This is a genomic window from Bacillus sp. BPN334, from assembly GCF_008368885.1.
Classification (GTDB): domain Bacteria; phylum Bacillota; class Bacilli; order Bacillales; family Bacillaceae_G; genus Bacillus_A; species Bacillus_A wiedmannii.
Window position 1 is genome coordinate 175083 of record NZ_QOZW01000010.1, and the last position, 18197, is coordinate 193279.

20 protein-coding genes are annotated in these 18197 nt (G+C 40.5%); 5 read left to right on the top strand and 15 right to left on the bottom strand.

Translation table 11 applies throughout. The annotated features are described in order from the left end of the window. Nucleotides 1-22 precede the first annotated feature (22 nt). A complete protein-coding gene (locus DN393_RS16040) occupies nt 23-1675 on the bottom strand; it encodes a putative polysaccharide biosynthesis protein (protein WP_088047658.1) in 1653 nt (550 codons plus the stop codon). Nucleotides 1676-1940: 265 nt separating this feature from the next. Between DN393_RS16040 and DN393_RS16045 the strand changes: the two genes are divergently transcribed. Further along, the gene (locus tag DN393_RS16045) at nt 1941-3212 is read left to right on the top strand and encodes a BaiN/RdsA family NAD(P)/FAD-dependent oxidoreductase (RefSeq protein ID WP_000558876.1); all 1272 of its coding nucleotides are present in this window, start codon (nt 1941-1943) and stop codon (nt 3210-3212) included. A gap of 242 nt (nt 3213-3454) precedes the next feature. Further along, complete coding sequence (locus DN393_RS16050; RefSeq protein WP_149173680.1) at nt 3455-4891, top strand: MDR family MFS transporter; 1437 nt, start codon at nt 3455-3457, stop codon at nt 4889-4891. 32 nt (nt 4892-4923) lie between these two features. Here the strand turns inward: DN393_RS16050 and DN393_RS16055 are convergent, their stop codons facing one another. Together DN393_RS16055 and DN393_RS16060 are read right to left on the bottom strand one after the other, a co-directional pair. Continuing rightward, complete coding sequence (locus tag DN393_RS16055; RefSeq protein ID WP_000098837.1) at nt 4924-5247, bottom strand: ArsR/SmtB family transcription factor; 324 nt, start codon at nt 5245-5247, stop codon at nt 4924-4926. Then, a complete protein-coding gene (locus DN393_RS16060; protein ID WP_000437776.1) occupies nt 5248-5679 on the bottom strand; it encodes an SRPBCC family protein in 432 nt (143 codons plus the stop codon). 424 nt (nt 5680-6103) lie between these two features. Here DN393_RS16060 and DN393_RS16070 point away from each other — a divergent pair, with 424 nt between their 5' ends. Then, nucleotides 6104-6331: a DUF3973 domain-containing protein gene (locus DN393_RS16070; protein ID WP_033659785.1), complete on the top strand. Its 228-nt coding sequence runs from the start codon at nt 6104-6106 to the stop codon at nt 6329-6331. Nucleotides 6332-6365: 34 nt separating this feature from the next. Here DN393_RS16070 and DN393_RS16075 read toward each other — a convergent pair whose 3' ends face one another. Next, nucleotides 6366-6548, bottom strand: coding sequence for a sporulation protein Cse60 (locus tag DN393_RS16075; RefSeq protein WP_149173681.1), 183 nt, complete (start codon nt 6546-6548; stop codon nt 6366-6368). A gap of 1 nt (nt 6549) precedes the next feature. After that, complete coding sequence (locus tag DN393_RS16080) at nt 6550-6786, bottom strand: DUF2553 family protein (protein WP_000533808.1); 237 nt, start codon at nt 6784-6786, stop codon at nt 6550-6552. Nucleotides 6787-7041: 255 nt separating this feature from the next. On the opposite strand from DN393_RS16080, the gene DN393_RS16085 reads away from it, so the two are divergent. Next, nucleotides 7042-7536, top strand: coding sequence for a CarD family transcriptional regulator (locus tag DN393_RS16085; RefSeq protein WP_000451449.1), 495 nt, complete (start codon nt 7042-7044; stop codon nt 7534-7536). A gap of 198 nt (nt 7537-7734) precedes the next feature. On the opposite strand, the gene DN393_RS16090 is transcribed toward DN393_RS16085, so the two are convergent. The 7 genes from DN393_RS16090 to DN393_RS16120 form a co-directional block, all read right to left on the bottom strand. Then, nucleotides 7735-8520 carry a glucose 1-dehydrogenase gene (locus tag DN393_RS16090; protein WP_064474535.1) on the bottom strand — a complete coding sequence of 262 codons (786 nt, stop codon included), beginning with the start codon at nt 8518-8520 and terminating at the stop codon, nt 7735-7737. 13 nt (nt 8521-8533) lie between these two features. After that, on the bottom strand, nt 8534-9391 hold the full coding sequence (gene glcU, locus DN393_RS16095) for a glucose uptake protein GlcU (RefSeq protein WP_064474534.1): 858 nt from the start codon (nt 9389-9391) through the stop codon (nt 8534-8536). A gap of 36 nt (nt 9392-9427) precedes the next feature. Continuing rightward, on the bottom strand, nt 9428-9847 hold the full coding sequence (locus tag DN393_RS16100; RefSeq protein WP_149173682.1) for a DUF3888 domain-containing protein: 420 nt from the start codon (nt 9845-9847) through the stop codon (nt 9428-9430). A 92-nt stretch (nt 9848-9939) separates the two neighbouring features. Then, on the bottom strand, nt 9940-10173 hold the full coding sequence (moaD, locus tag DN393_RS16105; protein ID WP_064474532.1) for a molybdopterin converting factor subunit 1: 234 nt from the start codon (nt 10171-10173) through the stop codon (nt 9940-9942). A gap of 2 nt (nt 10174-10175) precedes the next feature. Further along, nucleotides 10176-10640, bottom strand: a complete 465-nt coding sequence (gene moaE, locus DN393_RS16110; RefSeq protein WP_000185929.1) for a molybdopterin synthase catalytic subunit MoaE — start codon at nt 10638-10640, stop codon at nt 10176-10178. Next, nucleotides 10637-11152, bottom strand: a complete 516-nt coding sequence (mobB, locus tag DN393_RS16115; RefSeq protein ID WP_064474531.1) for a molybdopterin-guanine dinucleotide biosynthesis protein B — start codon at nt 11150-11152, stop codon at nt 10637-10639. The genes moaE and mobB overlap by 4 nt, the downstream gene beginning before the upstream one ends. Then, entirely contained in the window at nt 11122-12411 is a 1290-nt protein-coding gene (locus tag DN393_RS16120; protein WP_064474530.1) for a molybdopterin molybdotransferase MoeA, read from the bottom strand. The genes mobB and DN393_RS16120 overlap by 31 nt, the downstream gene beginning before the upstream one ends. 83 nt (nt 12412-12494) lie before the next feature. Between DN393_RS16120 and moaC the strand changes: the two genes are divergently transcribed. Continuing rightward, complete coding sequence (gene moaC / locus DN393_RS16125) at nt 12495-12980, top strand: cyclic pyranopterin monophosphate synthase MoaC (protein ID WP_000094144.1); 486 nt, start codon at nt 12495-12497, stop codon at nt 12978-12980. Between the two features lie 37 nt (nt 12981-13017). Here the strand turns inward: moaC and DN393_RS16130 are convergent, their stop codons facing one another. The 3 genes from DN393_RS16130 to DN393_RS16140 all read right to left on the bottom strand — a co-directional run bounded on the left by DN393_RS16130 (nt 13018) and on the right by DN393_RS16140 (nt 18176). Further along, nucleotides 13018-14031 carry a molybdopterin-synthase adenylyltransferase MoeB gene (locus DN393_RS16130; RefSeq protein WP_064474529.1) on the bottom strand — a complete coding sequence of 338 codons (1014 nt, stop codon included), beginning with the start codon at nt 14029-14031 and terminating at the stop codon, nt 13018-13020. Between the two features lie 16 nt (nt 14032-14047). Then, the gene (gene moaA / locus DN393_RS16135) at nt 14048-15061 is read right to left on the bottom strand and encodes a GTP 3',8-cyclase MoaA (RefSeq protein WP_064474528.1); all 1014 of its coding nucleotides are present in this window, start codon (nt 15059-15061) and stop codon (nt 14048-14050) included. A 232-nt stretch (nt 15062-15293) separates the two neighbouring features. Beyond that, nucleotides 15294-18176, bottom strand: coding sequence for a BclA-related collagen-like exosporium protein (locus DN393_RS16140; protein ID WP_149173683.1), 2883 nt, complete (start codon nt 18174-18176; stop codon nt 15294-15296). Between the last annotated feature and the right edge of the window lie 21 nt (nt 18177-18197).

The window sequence follows — 18197 nt, forward strand, 5'->3', positions numbered from 1 at the left end:
TATCATAGAAAAGGGGACGTAATTACGCCCCTTTTGATTTCAACTTTATTTTGAATCTATTGCCAAGTTTACGTTGGATTTTCTCTAACGCTTCTCCGCCAAACACTCGTTCAAGTACTCCTGTGCGAATTGCTAACAATCCGTACACAAGACCACCAATACCTGCACAAACCACAACTGTAATAAGAGCACCCATTCGGCCATCAGACGAGATCATGAAGGACAGAATCCATTGTGATAACTTTACAGCAATGACCATTACAAGTGTTAATACTGCAATTTGGAAAGTTCTCTTATATACAACACCAAACGAATAGTGTACATGTTTTTTGATTTGTCGATTCGTATACCATACGGAAGCTAAGAATCCGACCGCTGTTGCTAAAATCGCTCCAACCGTACCGAAATAACGAATAAAGATTACGTTACATACGAATTTCAAAATAACACCCATAATAAGCGCGACAATCGCATGTTTTTGTTGATTGATTCCTTGCAGAATTGCTGCTGTTACTGTAAATAAAGCGAATAACAACGCAACCGGTGCATACCACATTAATACTTGTCCACCTAGTGGATCTGAGTCATAGAACGCAGTATAGATTGGATATGCAAGTGTTGAAATACCGACAACTGCTGGCAATGTTAAGAACATATTTGCCTGGAATGTTTGTGTAATTTGTAACTTTAAATAACGGTATTGTTTTTCAGTAAATGATTTTGTAATCGCTGGTACAAGCGTTAAACTAAACGCTGTTGCAAGCGATACAGGAATCATAATTAATTTATGCGTCCACATTGTGAAAATACCAAGCGCTCGCTCTGCGATATCACCTTGGCCAATCGCTTGCATAATTGAGTTAAATGTCAATGTATCAATTTGTTGATATAAAGGAATTGTTAACCCAATTACAACGTAAGGAATCGCATATGCAAATAATTCTTTAAATAACTGAACCGTACTCACTGTCGATTCTGGTACAGTTTGTTCAATTAAATATTGATCCAAATGTTTTTTACGTTTTAACCAGTACCAAATGAGTACACCGAGCGCTCCAACTGCTGAAACGAACGCAGCAAATGTCGCTACCCCAACTGCTGTTGCAACTGTACCGCCAAGTACTTTAATAACGATAAAACTACCCGCTAATAAAAAGACAATACGAATAATTTGTTCAATAATTTGCGAAACAGTAGTCGGTCCCATCGATTGGTGACCTTGGAAATAACCACGAATTAAACTCGCTGCTGGTACAACAATAAGTGCAAAACTTACAAGACGAATAATCGTCGTAACTTCTTCTACATTACTGTGTATACTTTGTTTACCAAGCATTGCTTCTGCAAACAGTGGCGCTGTCATGTATAGAACTAGGAACGAAAGAATTCCTGTTACTATCATCATAACCATTCCCGAGCGGAACATTCTCCGGCTCGTTTTATAATCGCCAAGCGCATTATATTTGGAAACAAATTTGGAAACAGCAAGCGGCACCCCTGCCGTTGCAATACTTAAAAAGATCGTATATGGAATGTATCCATATGTATAGAGCGTTCCGCCTTCTGTACCTACTAATGCATGAAACGGAAAGACGTAAATCATGCCTAAGAACTTTACTAAAAATGTCCCTAACGTAACAATAAGCGTTCCGCGCAGAAATTTCGAATCGGACATACAAAAATCCTCCTACATCTACATAAAGTGAAACTATAATTAGTTGAACTATTCGAGTATTTACAGGCTACCAAATACCCTTTTTATTTCTCTTATATCTTAAGGTTTTAGTCTTATTGCCCACAAATAGCAGGATAGTGCTGAACTCTAACTTTTGTATTGTACCACAATTCTCTCCTTAAGCAGTACTTCACTCTATTTTTCTTTTAAGGGAAAACATGCTATTCTTTTAGGCAGGAAATGTAGAAAATGGGGTCGATATATTATGCATTATGATGTTATTGTCATCGGCGGCGGGCCTTCTGGGCTAATGGCTGCAATCGGTGCTGCAGAAGAAGGCGCAAGTGTCTTACTTCTTGATAAAGGAAATAAACTAGGACGTAAACTTGCGATTTCTGGTGGTGGTCGTTGTAACGTAACGAACCGTCTACCACTTGATGAAATCGTTAAACATATACCAGGAAACGGTCGCTTCTTATACAGCGCTTTTTCTATTTTCAATAATGAAGATATTATTACATTCTTCGAAAAGCTTGGCGTGCAACTAAAAGAAGAAGATCATGGTCGCATGTTCCCTGTATCAAATAAAGCACAATCAGTAGTAGACGCACTTTTAACACGATTAAAAGACTTAGGTGTAAAAATCCGTACAAATACACCTGTTGAAACGATTGAATATGAGAACGGTCAAACGAAAGCAGTCGTACTACAAACTGGTGAAGTGTTAGAAACGAATCACGTCGTTATCGCTGTTGGCGGAAAATCTGTTCCTCAAACTGGTTCTACTGGAGATGGATATGCTTGGGCTGAAAAAGCTGGTCACACAATTACAGAACTATTCCCAACAGAAGTACCAATCCTTTCAAACGAACCATTTATTCGTGACCGCTCCTTACAAGGTCTTGCTTTACGCGATGTAAACTTAAGCGTATTAAACCCGAAAGGAAAAGCTATCATTTCTCACAAAATGGACATGCTCTTCACTCATTTCGGCCTATCCGGTCCTGCCGCTCTTCGTTGTAGCCAATTCGTCGTGAAAGCACTGAAAAAGTTTAAAACGAACACGATTCAAATGAGCATCGATGCATTGCCTGAAGAAAATAGTGAACAACTATTCCAGCGCATGCTGAAACAAATGAAAGAAGATCCGAAAAAAGGAATTAAAAATGTTTTAAAAGGTTATGTACCTGAACGTTACTTCCTATTCTTATTAGAAAAAAATGAAATTGACGGTAGTGAACAAGCTGGACAAGTTTCTCACGAGAAGATTCGTGCACTTGTGAAAGACTTTAAAGAGTTTACTGTGAATGTAAATGGTACGCAGTCAATTGAAAAAGCATTCGTTACTGGCGGCGGTGTATCCGTTAAAGAAATTAACCCGAAAGAAATGTCTTCTAAATTCACGAACGGCGTATATTTCTGCGGAGAAGTTCTTGATATTCACGGTTATACTGGCGGCTATAATATTACATCTGCTCTCGTTACTGGTCGAATTGCCGGAACAACAGCTGGAGAAAACGCGAAAATGCAATACTAGAAAAGAAACAGGGATTCCTGTTTCTTTTTTTATAGGTACATGAAATTATATCGGCGATTCCCCGAATTTATCAACGATTCTTCAACTTATATCGGCAATTTCCCGAATTTATCGACTTACCGACAAGAAGCGACAAATATCCGCTCCACGTAACTTCCCATTGCTTTTTTGTTGCTTTATATACCTTAGTACCTTTATATTTTATATTGTTGAATATTTGAAAAAGGGTAAGGGGAAAAAATATGAGAAAAAAAGTCATGATGTCTTTAATGCTAATGACGTTTCTTTCTGCGGTAGAAGGAACGATTGTTAGTACAGCGATCCCTCGTATAACGAGTGATTTGTCAGGCGTCGAACTTGTTAGTTGGGTATATGCAATTTATATGCTTGCAACAGCTGTTTCGACTCCAATATACGGAAAGCTAGCTGATTTATTCGGCCGTAAAAAAGTTTTACTCATCGGAGCTACAATCTTCTTAATCGGTTCTGCGCTTTGCGGAATCGTTACGTCAATGGAACAATTAATTTTCTTCCGTGCTCTTCAAGGTATAGGTGCTGGTGCTGTTATGCCGATCACAATGACGATTATTGGAGACTTATATAACGAAGCGAGAGACCGCGCGAAAGCACAAGGTTGGATGAGTGCCGTTTGGGGTGTATCGGGTGTTATCGGACCGTTAGTAGGTGGATTCTTAGTGGATTCCCTATCTTGGCGTTATATTTTCTTCTTAAACGTTCCATTCGGAATTATCGCTTGTTTAATGATTGTAATTTACTACAAAGAATCTATTAAGCCAGCTAAACACCATATCGACTATCTTGGTGCAACAGTCTTCTCATTAAGTACGATCGCTCTACTATATGCATTATTAACAGGTAGCAGCAAGCAAAACTGGGGAGACATAACAATTATCGGCCTACTAATCTTCGCCGTCGTTTCATTCATTATTTTCTTATTTATCGAGAAAAAATCTCCGGAACCATTAATTCCGCTAGCACTTTTTTCTAACCGTACATTATCTACGATAAACATATTAACGCTCATTGCTGGCGCGATGATCATTAGTATTACAATGTACCTTCCAATTTGGAGCCAAGGTGTATTAGGAAAAAATGCGACAGAAGCCGGACTTATTTTAATGCCAATCCCTGTTATGTGGACATTTGGCGCTATTTTCTCTGGTAACTTAGTAGGAAAATTAAAAACGAAACAAATCATTTTACTTGGAGCTAGCATTTTATCAGTCGCTACGTTCTTATTATTTACATTATCAACAAATTCACCATCGTTCCTTATTTATGTAGCAGTCGGATTATTTGGCTTAGGAATGGGGCTTGTGACACCAATTTATATGGTAACAATTCAAGCAGCCGTACCAGCTCATACACGCGGAACAGCCGTCGGTTTAAACACATTTATTAATACATTTAGTCAAACGTTAGGTGCTGCAATCTTTGGAACAATCTTCAATACGATGATTCACGCACGCGGCATTAAAAATCTTGACCTTGTATCTGGTGGACACGGCGGAACTACAGCAAATGTAGCAACCGAATCGCAAGAGGCATTAGCATCAAGTGTACACGTCATTTATATGAGTACTTTCATATTAGCAGTATTTACACTAATTATCGCTTGGATTTTATTAAAACCAGCTACACAAACAAGTGAGCAATAATAAAGAGGATGACCATTTCGGTCATCCTCTTTTTACTCTTCATTCTCCACAATATGTTTCAGCATGGACAATTTATTATCCCAAAAACGTTCATAATATGAGAGCCACTGTTGTAATTCCTCTAATGGTTCTGGATGCAAACGATATATCTTCTCTCTTCCGCTTTTTCTTCCGCTTACTAAATTCGCTTCTGAAAGAATATGAAGATGCTTTACAACCGCAGTACGGCTCATCGGAAAATGATCCGTTATTTTGGAAATCGGTAACTCTTTATCACTTAATAACCGTATTACTTCTCGGCGGGTTGGGTCAGCAATTGCTTGAAATACATCATATTTCGCTGCTGATGAGGACACTTAGCCTTCAACAACCTTTTTCAGTTTTTCATTTACAATCGCTACCCAACCTCCGCTCATTCTATCGCGAATAATAGAGCTCTTCGCATTCGCTTTCGGAAGAATTTCATCAGGATGTTTCCAGCCGCCGTGAATTAACGTAAATTCTGTTTTATTATCTCCTAGGTCTTTCAGATTAAATGAAACGACCCAGCCATCTGTATCCCATGAGAAAGATAGATGGTTTGGTTCATCAATTTCTAACACTTTACATGGTGATGGGCCAAATGGTGATTGCACATGAAATTCATGTCCTACCTCTAATACAAAATCATTCGGCATAAACCATGATGCAATCCCTTCTGCAGTTGATACTACATTCCATACTTTTTGAATAGACGCGTTAAAAACGATCGTTTGTTTAATATCAGTTAATGTATTTTGTTGTTCCATTTTCATTCTCCTTTATTCGCCAATTAAATATAACACCTTTTGGTTACACTTCGATAATATAACACCTTTTAGTTTCATGTCAACGCTAGTTATTTTTTAATGTTGAGAAATTCTCAACATTTTTTCAACAGGACAAACACCCTCTGAGCATTTCCTCATAATATACTCACAAAGGCAACAAAAAATAAAAACTTCTCTCAACATGAAACTCCATCATTCATCTTGAAAGAAGCGCCTTACGTATATCATGCGTATTTCGTCTCTCCTCCTTCCCTCAGAGACACTACGCGAGATATGAAAAATCAGAAGGAATATGCCCACCATTTGAGTAGGTAGTTATTTCTCTTCTCCTCAACATTTCCTTAGGAGCGAAATGACTACCGACTCACTTTTTTCAAACAAACATAAAAAGGGGATGAAAGCTATGTTCTATTGCATTAACTGCTCTGACATTCATCATGAAAAACATCCGAATGATAAAGTATTCAAAAACGGTTTTTATATTGATCCATTTTTAGGTGATCGTTATCACCTTGGTATGTGTACAGATGCCCAAAATCATGAAACTGGGGAACCTCTCTTAACGACAAAGAAATTAGGCACACCCCAATCTATTATGAACGTATTACCGACACATGTCGTCCCAACATAAAACATAAAAAAGAGCTGGCTCACCCAGCTCTTTTTTATGCTTTATAAACAATCATCGCTGAAAAACAATAAATTTGGTTTTCGTCATCATTAATGGAAACACCGACTTGGTACTTAATATCTACAAAATTACTATCATCAATCTTTTTCAAAAAAACATTTACAACGTCTTCTAAGTCTTTTTCGTGACTTTCATCAAACACTTTCACACGAATCATGTTAACACCATCCTAGATCGCAGCCCTCCGCCGCTTGATTATTGCCACGGTGCGTATCTATGATGCGATAAAATTTTCCATCTTCATATATATATCCGTCTTCTAACACATATTGTTTACCTTCAGTATAGACATAAAACTTACCTATCATAAATTTACTCGTATATAATTCCAAATAATCCGGTCTAAATTTAGCTACAACTTTATTTGTAATATCAATTCTTATTGTGCGCCCCACCTTCTCTCCCTCCTCTACAAAGAACGGATTTAGGTATATTGTATTAGCGATTTTACATTTTATGCTTAAAAATAAGTGGATATGCCTTCTTTCTTCGCCTGTACTATTTTTCAAAAAAAATCATCAATAAATAAGAGCAAAAAAATATATAAAAAAAAGAGTTTTTACTTATTGACTATAATATAAACATTATGGTATTATATAAAATTTGACATTTTTACTCATATGTGCTATCATTAAAATTGGTTACCACATATGGAGGTGGATGATTTGTTTCAAATTGGCGATAAAATCGTTTATCCAATGAACGGCGCAGGAGTCATCGAAGCCATTGAAGAGAAAGAAATATTAGGAACAACACGTCAATATTGTGTGATACGTATCATTAGTAAAGACATGCAAATAATGCTTCCTATGGATCAATTACAAAAATCAGGTATTCGTTATATCGTAGATAAAGGTACGTTAGATGGTATACTTCTTGAATTTCAAAACGGGGAATCAGACACATCACTTTCCTGGAAACAGAGATATACAATGAATATGGAAAAAATGAAAAACGGCAATCTGCAAGATAGCGCAGAAGTTGTTCGCGATTTACTTCGCCGTAATAAAGAGAGAGCATTAAATGCGAGCGAAAAACAAATGCTAGATAATGCACGCAAAATGATGATTAGCGAAGTTGCACTTGTGCAAAATGTTTCTGAACATCAAGCAACAGAATTTCTTCAAGATACAATTAATCATTAAATTTAAAATAGCCGACCGCTATTTTTTTTTTTTGCAGAAAAAAGGACAAAGAGATAGAGTAAAACTTTAATCAGTGGGGGTTTTGTTCATCCCCCACTAATTATCAGCTCCCACCTAACTTCTTTGCTTCCGCTGAATTTTGAGGTGGTGGTCTTACTGCCCAGCAAATAGCGGGATAAACCTCTTTGCCCTTTTATATTACCCGCGCCCTGCTTGAAACGACGGGTATAAAGTCATTCCACCATCTGCAAATAACGTAATTCCAGTTACGTAACTCGCTTCTGAGGAAGCAAGCCAAGTTGCGACTGCTGCAATTTCTTCCGGTTTTCCAATGTAGCCCATCGGTATCATACTTTCTACGTCAGCACGTTTTTTAGGATCAGCAAACTTTTCTGCATTAATTGGCGTATTTATTGCACCTGGCCCAATATTATTTACTCGAATACCTTTTGGTGCATACTCTAACGCTAACGTTTCTGTCATTAGTTTAATACCGCCCTTACTCGCCGCATAGTGCACGAATAGTGGCCACGGAATTTTCTCGTGAACACTCGACATATTAATAACAGAACCTTTAATATCATGTTCTACAAAATATTTAATCGCTTCACGGCTTCCTAAAAAAGCACCTGTTAAATTTGTATTGATTACTTTATTCCAATCCTCTAACGGCATTTCATGCGACGGGACCGCGTTTTCTATCCCTGCATTATTAATCATAACGTCAAGCGTACCAAACTCTTTCACAGCAGATTGAATGAGATTCACAACATCAGATTCAACTGTCACATCCCCTTTTACAGCAATCGCTTCTCCGCCTATTTTTTTAATTTCTTCTAATACATCATGCGCTTCTGACTCTCGTGAGCGATAGTTAATTACTACTTTTGCTTTCTCCTTAGCAAACCTTACTCCCATCGCTCTTCCAAGACCAGTTGCTGACCCTGTAATAACGACAACTTTTCCAGCTAAATCACTATACATTTCAATACCTCCTTTAACTTTTTGCAACACCTAACATAATTCCCGCCGCGATAATAAAAACGATACCGACGACAATCCCCGTTAATTGACGTTTCGTTTTCTTTTCACCTAATATAAGAATCCCGCCAAGCGTTGAAATAATAATTCCCATTTGCGATAGTGAAAAACTTGTTGCCACTCCAACACGCGGCTGCGAAATGAATAAAAACATATTACCAGCTGCCCAAATTAATCCTGGAATAATATTTCGTATTGCATATTTATTAAATGGATGATGTTTAAACGTAAGCAAAATGCCCCCTAACACCATACCAACTGCTTGTGGCAATAAAGCTGACCAACCATCTACGTTAAATAGTCTAATCACTACCACGTAAACTAAATAACCGACTGTTGAAATCAATAAAATGATAATGCCCCTTTTGAAATTCCCCGCCTGTTCTGCACTCTTTTCTTCTTCACTTTGAAGTGATGTTAAAATAACACCGATAATAATACAAATAAGAGCCAAGACGCCAAGGATGACTGATATAGTCGTGGACCACTCATGAAATACGATGACTCCAAATAAAGTCGTCGCAACTAATTGCAGTCCTGTTGAAATGGGCATCGTTCTCGAAACGCCCATTAAATCAATACTTTTTAATTGATTCGCCTGACCAAGTGCCCAAAATAAACCTGACACAATTCCAACTCCAATAACAGTAGGAGTTAATACTGGCTTCACAAAAATATAAACAGCAATTGAGAAAATAAGTGCTCCAAACGTTGTACCAAGCGTTTGACTATACGGCCCCCCGCCCAGTTTCACGTTAAATAGCACAATACTTCCCCAAAATATAGCCGGTAAAATCGCTAAAAGTATGTCCATCGCTCATTACCTTTCTTTACTAAATGTCATAAGTTATCACTCTGAATCATTAGAGTGCGCTTTTATTTTTTCTTTTTCCCGTTCACAAACCTTTTCTTCAATAGCACCAGAAACATTCTTTTCTCGCTCCACCTTCTTTATTTTCACGTGATCTAAATGATCTTCCAAAGTAAGTGTAACTTTATCATTCGGCGGATTATGTGCACCTTGGAACGTAAGAAATTGTAGCGTGACTTCAAATCTAGGAACGAACTCATCTTTCTTACCGAGACGCTTTATATTTATAACTGAAGCACACTCATATTGATCTTCTGTCACTTGCCTAATAACTGAATAGTACCTATTCGATAATGCACTCTCTAACAGCTGTTCCCTAGATTCTTTCGCAAAAGAATCACTTGGAGAAGAAAAAAAGATTGCACATAGCGTTGTAATAACTACACATATTTTTTTCATAACACCCTCCTTGTTCTATAAGTTAGTGTTCGCAAAACTTCCATAAAAAAACGACTTCCCTATGTAGGAAAGTCGTTTTAATGAATCCAATATTAACCACCGCTCACTGGTGGGATTAGTGCAACAACATCACCATCTCGGATCGTGTCATCTTCATTTGCATATTCTTCATTAATCGCAACCATAATTGATGCTGCCATTGGTACATTATATTCTTTAGCAACAACATCTTTTAACTCTGCAACCGTAATATTTTCTTTCTCTATTTGTAACTCACTTGTTCCTGCTTCCTCTTGCAAGTACGCAAATAACAATACTCGAATCATACTTATAGCTCCTTCCCAGGCTCTCCCGCCGGATATGGTGTTTTCTCTAATTGATCACCAATCCATGAGTCTCCATCTTCCCAAAACTCCTTTTTCCAAATCGGAACAATTTGTTTTATGCGTTCCATAATGTATTCATTCGCCTCATAAGCCGCTTTACGATGCGGTGTTGAAACAGCAACAACAACCGCGATATCAGAAATTTGCAGTGTACCGATGCGATGTGTAATCGCAACGTGTGTACCTGGCCACTTCTCTTTCACTTCTGAGCCAATTTTCTCTAGCATCTTTTCTGCCATCGTTTTATAAGCGACATATTCTAAGTATAATGTACGACGCCCTTTCGTAAACTCCCTAACCGTTCCAATAAATGTTGTAACAGCACCACATTCGCGGCGAATAACCTTCTTCGCTACCTCTTCAATCGAGATTTCTGTATCAATTACTTCATAATACGTATTTGTCATTTCGTACTCCTTACCGTTTGTATAAACCAGTCTATATACAACTCTTCTTCTGTTATATGAAATACTTTATATTCTTCTCGTAAGTTTGCGGGAGCATCATGCCACGTAATAATCGCTACTATATTTTCTACTTTATGTAAAAGTTCAACGTCTTCCGCAGAACGAAGTAACACTACTTTCGGATAGCTCTCTTTTTTATAGCCCTCTATTAAAATTGTATCCACTTCAAAAAACTCATATAAGCGAATAATTTCTTGCAAGGACCATTCCTCTCTTAATGACGACAGTGAAAGTAATCCAGCGCCTTCTACACTACTGACAACAGCACCAGCCTTTCGGTGCCTTTCACTATCTTTTTGCGCTACTTCTGGAAAACCTCCGTGCCCGTGATGTTTAATGGCAGCAACTTTCATTTTCTGTTCAGCTAACGCATGCACTATTTTCTCAACAAGCGTTGTTTTCCCGCTATTTTGATACCCTACTATTTGTAAGATTGAAGGGGTTTTTCCCATGGCCAATCACATCCCTCGGCGTGCTCTAACAACAATACAGTTACTTTCATCCCTGCCTCAAATCCTCTCGTTCCTCCAGGCAACACAATAAAAGCATTCGCATCGGCAAGTGAAGAAACCGCACTCGATTTATCTAAACCGACCGGCATCGCTTGTAATACCCCTTCCGCGATTGTTACCTTTGCTCTTACAAAACGAGTAAATGGATTTGGCTTTGGAAAATCTTTTTGCAAAATAGCATCAGCTCTATATACGTGAGGCTCTTTCACATACAAATATGTTTTTATAACCGGATGCACAAATAACTCAAAGCCTACGTAGCAAGCTGATGGATTCCCTGATAAACCGAAAAGTAACTTCCCATCAACTTCAGCTACTGTCGTTACACTTCCTGGTCTCATTGCTATTTTATTAAAGAGTACATTCGCTTGTAATCTTTCATAAATGGCCGGCAAGTAGTCATAATCTCCTACCGACACACCGCCTGTCGTAATTAAAATATCAACCTCATCCATCGCCGATTGAACAGCTGCAAAGCATGCATCTAACTCGTCAGCAAGTTGGCCATAATAACGAACTTTCCCTCCGGCTTTCATAATTTGAGCTGCAATCATATAAGAGTTACTGTTTCTAATTTTCCCCGGCTGTAACGACTCATGTACTTCTAACAATTCACTTCCTGTCGTCACGATACCAACAACAGGCTGTTTTACAACTTTCACAGTACTATATCCAAACGTCGCTAATAAGGCCGCAACACCTGGATTAATTGCAACACCTTTCTTAACGAGAACTTGATTTTGCTTTATATCTTCCCCTTTAAATGACACATTGTCACCACTATGAAAAGGACGCTTTACCTTCATATATGTTTTTCCGTTCTTCTCAAACCCCTCCGTCAGCTCTAGCATTACGACTGCATTACATCCCTCTGGAATAGCTGCTCCCGTCATAATACGAACCGCTTTAAAAGGCGCTACTTCATCTAAAAAAACAGATCCTGCTCCGATTTCTCCTATTACTTCAAACTCAATCGCATTCTCTTGATTTGCTTCTTTCGTATCTTCTGCTCGAATTGCGAAACCATCGTAAGGAGACCGATCAAAATGAGGAACGTCATGATCAGAGACAACATCCTCTCCAAGAATTCTCCCGTAACTTTCCGCAATAGAAACTTCTTCTACTTCACCATTCTTCGTATATTCCATTACTCTCTTTACTGCCTCAGCAACTTGAATCGGAATTCGTTTTTCTACCATCGTTTCTCACCCCATATTTGCAATTTTTTTTATCTCGATTAAACTTTATATATTAAATAGAAATTACTTCAAGGAGGAATTCCATGTCTTCATTCACACACTTTAATGACCAAGGACGCGCGAAGATGGTTGATATAAGTGACAAAAAAGCAACCGTTCGAACAGCAATTGCGTGCTCTAGCATTGTCGTTACAAAAGAAATTTACGATAAAATCTCTCACAATGAAATTGGGAAAGGTGACGTACTAGCAGTTGCACAAATCGCAGGTATTATGGCTGCGAAACGCACTTCTGATATTATCCCAATGTGCCATCCTTTATTATTAAAAGGTGTTGACGTTTCTTTCGATTGGAAACAATCCGAAGAACAATATCGATTACTTATTGAAGTAAAAGTTAAAACAGAAGGTAGCACCGGTGTTGAAATGGAAGCTTTAACAGCTGCTTCCGCTACAGCTCTTACTGTGTACGATATGTGCAAAGCTGTTGATAAAGGTATGATTATTGGCGAAACGTACTTATTTGAAAAAACAGGTGGAAAAAGTGGAGATTATACGAGAAAGTCTTAATCTTCTCTCCGTTGAACCTAAAGGGCTCCCTTTAGGTTCAACCTATATATCTTGCATATAAGCGTTTTGCTACATTTATATCATTCGTCCCATGAATAAACGCCCTGCCATCTGTAAATAAAACAAAACGAAATTCCTCCACCGGAAAGGATAATAAATACGGAGTAGCTTTTACATTCACACTTCTTTGTAAGCGCTTTTTAATTTCTTCTAAATTAAATTCATTCCGCACACCTGGACGGATTTGTACTGTATTTCGGCCACATAACACTTCTGTTTTCGTTTGTGCTTCAAATGTTAAACTCGGATATGTACGTAATCTTCCGCAAGATAAACATGTGTCTTTTTTCTGCCTATTCACTTTAAATGCCATCTGTTGATTATTCCAAAGATCAAACGATAACATCGTTTCGCGAAGCGCCCCATAGTCTTCTACTAATATTTTCAGCGCTTCCGTTATTTGATGTGCAACTACTAATTGCACGGCCGGCTGTATAATACCCGCCGTATCACATGTTGCCCCGCTCGCTGGATGTTCCATTAAACAGCGGAAACACGGTGTTTTTCCTGGTAAAATTGTATATGTTACTCCGTAGCTTCCGACACAACCACCATATATCCACGGAATATTATACTTTTGTGAAATATCATTAATAAGAAGACGTGTTTCAAAATTATCTGTCGCATCTAATATTAAATCTACATCATTCACTAACGCTTCCATTTCTTGCACTGTTACATCCGTCACAACCGGGTTTATTTCCACCTCAGAATTAATCGCTTTTAAATGCTCCGCCGCTGCTACCGCCTTTGGTTTATATTGCTTTGCATCTTCTTCTGTATATAATTGTTGTCTTTGTAAATTACTCCATTCTACATAATCACGATCCGCAATTGTTATTTTGCCAACACCTGCTCTAACAATTGCTTCTGCATTCGCTGCACCGAGAGCACCAGCGCCGATAATAAGCACATGCTTCTCTCTAATTTTTCTCTGTCCTTCTTCTCCAACACCAGAAAATAATATTTGTCTTGAATATCGCTCCTGCATACGATAGCCCCCTTTCTTATCCTCCTATATAAGACATTTCAATTTTCGGACGATTCTTTGCACTTTCTTCTGTCCGTTCATCCGAATACCTGTCTTTTCTATTCATCCATACATTTTGTATAACGCTTACTAACTCATCATCTGAAAGATTTCCTCTAAGAAGCTCCCTTACATCCAATCCTTCTGTCGCAAATAAGCAAGTATAAAACTTTCCATCTGCCGAAATTCTTGCTCTCGTACAAGAGGAACAAAATGACTCTGAAACAGAAGTAATAAAACCGACTTCGACATTTGTTCCAACGTAACGATATCGCTTCGCAACTTCACCGAAATAATGCGCTTCAGCTGGCTCAAGTGGATACACACTATGAATCATTTCAATTAATTCTTGCTTTGTAACGACTTGGTCAAAGTTCCATCCATTTGTACTACCAACATCCATAAACTCAATAAACCTAAGTGTGATTCCTTGCTCTTTAAAATAAGCAGCCATCGGAAGTACTTGATGGTCGTTCATTCCTTTTTTCACAACCATATTTACCTTTACATCAAGCCCAGCTTCTTTTGCAGCCATAATTCCCTTTATAACAGGTTTCGTATTGATATTCCGGCCATTAATATCCTTAAATACATCGTCATCTATTGCATCTAAACTAACATTTACTCTATGTAATCCAGCTTTTTTTAATGCTTTTGCTTGTTTCGTTAAATGAATTGCATTTGTCGTTAACCCTATATCTACTAACCCTTCAATTTTCACGAGACGTGCAATAAGTTTTGTTAAATCTTTACGCAGCAGTGGCTCGCCACCAGTAAGTCTAATTTTTCGTACACCGATGCTAACAAATAGTTTTGCCAAACGTTCAATTTCATCAAACGTCAGTAAAAACTCATCTTTCAAAAAAGCATAATCTGGCCCAAAAACTTCCGCTGGCATACAATATGTACATCTAAAATTGCAACGATCAATGACAGATATGCGCAAATCTTGAAGTGGGCGTCCAAAAAAATCTGTAACCATCTCCTGCATCGCCACCCTCCCTTTCTGCCAAATTTCTCTCTTTTCATTCTATTATAATATATTTTCGAACTGCGATGTTTTTGCTCAAGTGAATAAAGTGAAACTTTCCTAACCAATTAGACTACCTACAAATAACTAGATAAAGTGAAACTTTAATCAGCCCTCACCAATCGGGCTTTTACGGGCAATTAATGCGAGATAAAAAACCTTGAAGCATAAAAGCCCCAAGGTTTTCTCCCTATTAACTTAACCTAATAATAGTTAGCGTAGCTCCTGGTGTTGTCGTAGATAATGTAGCTATTGCAAGTAATCCAAATAACTGCAGACTAATAGCGGCTCCAGCAGGCAAATTAGCAATGATTGTCGCATTAAACGAACCTGTAGCTACTGCTGGTGAATTAACGGTTCCTGCAAGTTGAACCCCGTTTACAGTTATACGTGAACTTACGAGTAAAGCTGCCGTTATATTAATTGTATAAGCTATATAATAATTCCCTGCATTCGCAACTGTGAATACAGTATTCGTACCGTTAACAGTGATCCCTGGTCCAATATTTTGATTGTTCGGTAACGGTACATTCGTACCACCTAACAGAACAGAAATAGCACTTCCTGATGTATTATTTGCAAATGAGTACGTTGCAGTTGTACTAACTCCGGTCACACCCGTTGCTCCCGTGGCCCCGGTTGCTCCCGCTCCAGTTGGGCCTGTTGGACCTTGAATTCCTTGCGAACCGGTTGGACCAGTGGACCCTGTTGGGCCTTGGGAGCCTGTTACTCCCGTTGGACCTTGGATTCCTTGGGGGCCTTGAATCCCTTGAGGACCTGTCGCTCCGGTTTCTCCAGTGGATCCCGTTGGGCCTTGTGGACCTTGAATTCCTTGAATTCCTTGCGGGCCTTGTGCTCCGGTTGCCCCAGTATCCCCTGTTGGGCCTTGTGGACCTTGCAATCCTTGCACGCCTTGCGGACCGGTTGGCCCTATTTCTCCTTGAACACCTTGAATTCCGGTTGGGCCTTGTGGACCAGTCGGACCTTGCACCCCTTGTATCCCCTGAATTCCCTGCGGACCTTGTGCTCCGGTTGCCCCTGTCACACCTTGGATTCCTTGGGGGCCTTGATCTCCTTGAATTCCTTGTGGACCGGTTGGACCTTGAATTCCTTGCGGACCCTGGATTCCCTGTGGACCTTGATCTCCTGTTGCTCCCGTTACTCCTTGTATCCCTTGAGGCCCTTGCACTCCTTGCGCGCCTGTTGGACCTTGGATTCCTTGCACACCTTGAATTCCTTGGGGTCCCTGTAAGCCCGTCACCCCAGTTGCTCCTGTTTCTCCTGTCGCTCCTGTCACTCCAGTTGAGCCTGTCGCCCCGGTATCTCCAGTTGCTCCTGTCTCCCCGGTTGCTCCTGTCGGTCCAGGTGGTCCACCGGATGGACCTGTCACTCCCGTCGGACCTGATGGCCCCGTTGGACCACTCGGTCCTGCTGGTCCTCCAGAAGGACCAGTTACCCCTGTTGGACCGGTTACTCCAGTTGGGCCTGTAGTTCCTTCCCCTGTCGCACCAGTTACGCCCGTATCTCCTGTTGCTCCCGTCGGACCTTGGCCCCCTTGAATTCCCTGTGGCCCCTGCACTCCTTGCGCACCCGTTGGACCTTGAATTCCTTGAATACCTTGCACGCCCTGTGCTCCCATTGGACCTGTTGGGCCTATTTCCCCTTGAGTACCTTGCACTCCTTGCGGGCCCTCTGGACCTGTTGCACCTATATTCCCTTGTACACCTTGAATTCCAGTTGCTCCTTGTGCTCCTGTTGCTCCTGTTACACCTTGAACCCCTTGAATTCCTTGAATTCCTTGTTGACCTTCTGGACCGGTTGCTCCTATTGGCCCTTGAATTCCCTGTATACCTTGCGGACCCTCTGGACCGGTTGCTCCAGCTGGTCCTGGCACCCCTTGTATTCCTTGCGGACCTTGAAGTCCTTCTGGTCCTTCTGGTCCTGTTGGTCCGATCTCACCCATCGGGCCTTGAATCCCTTGAACTCCTTGTGGTCCCGTTTCTCCTGTTGGACCTGGTACCCCTTGAATTCCTTGTGGACCTTGATCACCAGTTGCTCCGGTCACACCTTGTGGTCCAATAGCCCCCTGTATACCTTGCGGACCTTGATCTCCAGTTGCCCCTGTTATCCCTTGAATTCCCTGAACTCCTTGTATTCCTTGTTCACCAGTTATGCCCGTCGGACCCGGAATACCTTGAATACCTTGCGGACCTTCTGGACCTGTTGGTCCAATTTGCCCTTGAACCCCTTGTATTCCTTGCAATCCCTGTACTCCTGTTTCTCCTGTACTTCCAGTCGGTCCTGTATTTCCCGTTACTCCAGTTACACCTGTACTTCCTGTTACCCCTGTATTTCCCGTTGCTCCCGTCGCACCTGTACTTCCACTCGGTCCACCTCCTGGACCTGTCGCACCAGTTGCCCCTGTCGGACCTGGTGGTCCTCCAGATGGACCCGTTATCCCTGTTGGACCTGTTATTCCAGTTGGGCCTGTTATTCCAGTTGGGCCTGTAACCCCTTGACCAGTTGCTCCTGTTGTCCCCGCACTTCCACTCGGTCCTTGTGGGCCTTGTATCCCTTGCGCTCCTTGTATTCCTTGTGGACCTGTTGCTCCCGGTAACCCTTGCACTCCTTGAATTCCTTGAGGTCCCTCTGGCCCGGTAGCTCCAATCGGCCCCTGTAACCCCTGTATCCCCTGTATACCTTGTGCCCCAGTCGCTCCGGTCGGACCAATCGGACCTTGTAACCCTTGCACTCCTTCTGGTCCTGTCGCTCCCGTTTCTCCTTTTGGTCCCCTCAATCCTTGTGGCCCCTGCTGTCCTTCTGGTCCTGTTGCCCCCATTGGTCCAACTGGCCCTTGAATCCCTTGCACTCCTTGAGGTCCTGTCGGGCCCCTCTCTCCCATCGGACCTTGAAATCCCCTTGGTCCTTGTGGTCCAGTCGGACCTTGCGGGCCGGTTGGACCAGTAATCCCAATACCAGTAAATCCCGTTGGAACGGGAGGAAAGGTAGGCCCAATAAGATTTGGTGAAATTCTGAAATTAGAGTTTAATGAATTTTGTTTATCGCGCTCTCTCACACTTTCACCACCTACACACTA

Excerpts from the sequence above, each read along its gene's own strand:
- DN393_RS16075 (WP_149173681.1), bottom strand. The coding sequence starts at position 6,548 with ATGATTCGTGTGAAAGTGTTTGATGAAAGTCACGAAAAAGACTTAGAA.
- glcU (WP_064474534.1), bottom strand. The coding sequence starts at position 9,391 with ATGGACATACTTTTAGCGATTTTACCGGCTATATTTTGGGGAAGTATT.
- DN393_RS16100 (WP_149173682.1), bottom strand. The coding sequence starts at position 9,847 with ATGAAAAAAATATGTGTAGTTATTACAACGCTATGTGCAATCTTTTTT.
- DN393_RS16070 (WP_033659785.1), top strand. The coding sequence starts at position 6,104 with ATGTTCTATTGCATTAACTGCTCTGACATTCATCATGAAAAACATCCG.
- DN393_RS16130 (WP_064474529.1), bottom strand. The coding sequence starts at position 14,031 with ATGCAGGAGCGATATTCAAGACAAATATTATTTTCTGGTGTTGGAGAA.
- DN393_RS16085 (WP_000451449.1), top strand. The coding sequence starts at position 7,042 with ATGGAGGTGGATGATTTGTTTCAAATTGGCGATAAAATCGTTTATCCA.
- DN393_RS16120 (WP_064474530.1), bottom strand. The coding sequence starts at position 12,411 with ATGGTAGAAAAACGAATTCCGATTCAAGTTGCTGAGGCAGTAAAGAGA.
- moaE (WP_000185929.1), bottom strand. The coding sequence starts at position 10,640 with ATGACAAATACGTATTATGAAGTAATTGATACAGAAATCTCGATTGAA.
- moaC (WP_000094144.1), top strand. The coding sequence starts at position 12,495 with ATGTCTTCATTCACACACTTTAATGACCAAGGACGCGCGAAGATGGTT.
- DN393_RS16050 (WP_149173680.1), top strand. The coding sequence starts at position 3,455 with ATGAGAAAAAAAGTCATGATGTCTTTAATGCTAATGACGTTTCTTTCT.
- moaA (WP_064474528.1), bottom strand. The coding sequence starts at position 15,061 with ATGCAGGAGATGGTTACAGATTTTTTTGGACGCCCACTTCAAGATTTG.
- DN393_RS16045 (WP_000558876.1), top strand. The coding sequence starts at position 1,941 with ATGCATTATGATGTTATTGTCATCGGCGGCGGGCCTTCTGGGCTAATG.
- mobB (WP_064474531.1), bottom strand. The coding sequence starts at position 11,152 with ATGGGAAAAACCCCTTCAATCTTACAAATAGTAGGGTATCAAAATAGC.
- DN393_RS16090 (WP_064474535.1), bottom strand. The coding sequence starts at position 8,520 with ATGTATAGTGATTTAGCTGGAAAAGTTGTCGTTATTACAGGGTCAGCA.
- moaD (WP_064474532.1), bottom strand. The coding sequence starts at position 10,173 with ATGATTCGAGTATTGTTATTTGCGTACTTGCAAGAGGAAGCAGGAACA.
- DN393_RS16060 (WP_000437776.1), bottom strand. The coding sequence starts at position 5,679 with ATGGAACAACAAAATACATTAACTGATATTAAACAAACGATCGTTTTT.
- DN393_RS16040 (WP_088047658.1), bottom strand. The coding sequence starts at position 1,675 with ATGTCCGATTCGAAATTTCTGCGCGGAACGCTTATTGTTACGTTAGGG.